Genomic DNA, 2,751 nt, shown 5'->3' on the forward strand with positions numbered 1-2,751 from the left:
TCCACGCCTCGGCATGCGTCACCGCGAATCGGACATCCGTCAGGCGGCGGCGCTCGCCTCCGATTTCGGGATCAGGATCATCATCGTCGGCGGCGCCGAAGCGTGGCGCGCGGCCGATGTGCTGGCGGCGGCGAAGGTCGCGGTCGTCGTCGATCCGACCGCCAATCTGCCGTTCAGTTTCGACCAGCTCGGCATGCGGCAGGACAATGTCGCGATCCTCGCCAAGGCGGGGGTGCGCGTCGCGGTCGGACAGGCAGGCGGCGCGATCCACGCCACCTATAATGCCGGCATGGGGCTGCGCGAAGGCGCCGGGCTCGCGGTCGCCAACGGGCTGCCCTATATTGATGCGCTGCGGTCGGTGACGGTCAATCCGCTCGCGATCTGGGGACGCGACGGCGGGACGCTGACCCCGGGCGCCGACGCCGACCTCGTCGTCTGGGACGGCGATCCGCTCGAACCCTCGAGCATCGCCCTGCACGTCATCGTCGAGGGCCGCGAGGCGAGCCATGTCTCGCGCCAGGACCTGCTCGCCGAACGGTACAAGGACGCGCGCTGAGGCGGGCCCCGTCCGCGCTGCGCCATTCGATACAGAAAGCTGCCGATGAAAAATGCGATCCTTGTTGCCGCCACCGCGCTCGCCGCGACCGGCCCCGCGACGGCACAGCAGGCCGATCCGGCGCTGCCCTATGTCATGGCCGACAGCGTCACGCTGCCGAGCGGCGATACCGGCTGGGACTATGTGAAGTTCGAACCCGGCGGCGCGCGGCTGTTCATGGGCCGGTTGAAGGACGGGCTGACCGTTTACGACGTCGACCAGGGTAAGGCGGTGACGACGGTCGAGAATTCGGTCGGCGCCAACGGTCCGGTGCTGCTGCCGAAATACGGCCGCGGCTATGTCGCGATGGACGATGGCTCGCTGCTGAGCTTCGACCTCAAGACGTTGAAGGTCATTGCGCGGACCAGGCTTGCCGACGATGGCGGGCTCAACAGCGGTTCGCTCGATCCCGCGACCGGGCAGCTGCACATGATCACCGGCACGCGCCCCAAGGAAGCGACCTGGTTCAGCATCGACGCCGCCACCGGCAAGCTGCTCCGCACGACGCGTTTCCCGTTCCGCAAGATGGACGATCCCGCCGCTGACGGCAAAGGCCATCTCTATGCTCCCGCGCGTCTCGACGGCCTCGTGCTCAAGCTCGATTCGACCACACTCAAGGAACAGGCGCGCTGGGACGTCGGCTGCAACGTGTCGAAGATGAAATATCTCGCAGCGACAAATCGGCTGCTCGGCGCGTGCACCGGAGACAGGCCGGCGGTGTTCCTGATGGACCCCGCCGACGGTCGCATCCTGTCGCGGGTGACCATCGGCAAGGGACTCGACGCACTCGCCTATGACGAGGAGCGCGAGCGGATCGTCAGCAGCAATTATGAGGGATCGATGTCGGTGGTCCGGCGCGAAGGCGACACGCTGACTCTCGTCGCGACCGTTCGTACGTCTTTCGGGGCGCGGATGATGGACATCGATCACCGCACCGGCCGGCTTTATCTGGTCAATGCGGATTCGACCGACCTTCCCGCCAAGGATGGCGGTGAAGAGGTGACGGTTTATCACCCCGACAGCTTTCGGGTGGAGACGTGGCAGCCGAACTGAGGGGAACGATGCGATGCACGGCATAGGCAAGCTGTTGATGTCGGTGGCGGCGCTCGCGCTGCCGCTGGCGGCGCAGGCGAAGGACGATAGCGCGCTGCCGATGAAGCCCGCGCGCACGCTCGATTATGAGGTGTCGAGCGGGACGTTCATGTCGCTCGCGGTCTCGCCCGACGGCAAGACGATCCTGTTCGACATGCTCGGCGAAATCTATGCCTTGTCGTCGGACGGCGGCAAGGCGGTGCCGATCGCGACGGGCATGGCGTTCGAGGTGCAGCCGACCTTCTCGCCCGACGGGAAATGGATCGCCTATGTCAGCGACCGGTCGGGCGGCGACAATGTGTGGATCGCGCGCACCGATGGCAGCGGCGCGCGGCGGATCAGCGATGAGGACGAGGGCGCGGTGCGCGTCTCGCCCGAATGGAGCGCCGACGGCAAGTCGGTCTATGTCAGCCGCTATCGCATCCGCATCGACCGCTATGAATTGTGGCGCCATCCCGTCGATGGCGGGCCGGGCGAACTGGTCGCGCCGGCCAAGCCGTCCGACGCCGCCCCGCGCGACAGTTGGCAAAGCACGCTCGGCGCCGCGGCGTCGCGTGACGGCAAATATCTCTATTTCGCCCGCCGCGTCGGTGACAATGATTTTGCCGAACCGGTGGCGTGGACCATTGTCCGCCGCGATCTGGCCACCGGTACCGAGCAGGTCGTCGTCGGCAATTCGGGCGGGCGCGAGGCGGGGAAGGAGACTTTTTTCCGGCCCGCAATTTCGCCCGACGGGACCAAACTCGCCTATGCGACGCGGCGGCTGGCGGAGACGCGATTGCGGCTGCGCGACCTGACGACCGGTGAAGACCGCGATATGGGGCCCGCGCCCGCCGACCTGATCAACGGGCTGGCATGGCTCGACCTGATTCCGCGCTATGCCTTCACGCCCGACGGCCAGGCGATCCTGATCGCCTGGCAGGGCAAGATCGAGCGGCGGCCGATCGACGGGTCGGCGGCGGTACCGGTGCCGTTCACGGCGCGGCTGCAACTCGCGGTCGGCGCGAGCACACGGATCGGCTTTCGCGAAGATACGGGTCCGGTGCGCGCCAAATTGCTGCAGG

The 2,751-nt window shown here is 67.2% G+C and carries 2 protein-coding genes and 1 pseudogene; all 3 read left to right on the forward strand.

The window, feature by feature from the left end:
* Window positions 1-556 (forward strand): amidohydrolase family protein (locus B1A78_RS21305; protein WP_144037955.1); only part of this gene is annotated, 556 nt, incomplete at its 5' end.
* A gap of 45 nt (window positions 557-601) precedes the next feature.
* Window positions 602-1,648 (forward strand): YncE family protein, encoded by a 1,047-nt coding sequence (locus B1A78_RS21310; RefSeq protein WP_077148849.1) that lies wholly within the window; start codon window positions 602-604, stop codon window positions 1,646-1,648.
* 13 nt (window positions 1,649-1,661) lie between these two features.
* Window positions 1,662-2,751, forward strand: a pseudogene (locus B1A78_RS21315) (PD40 domain-containing protein); the annotation flags it as partial.

This window comes from Sphingopyxis sp. KK2 (assembly GCF_001990265.1).
GTDB lineage: Bacteria > Pseudomonadota > Alphaproteobacteria > Sphingomonadales > Sphingomonadaceae > Sphingopyxis.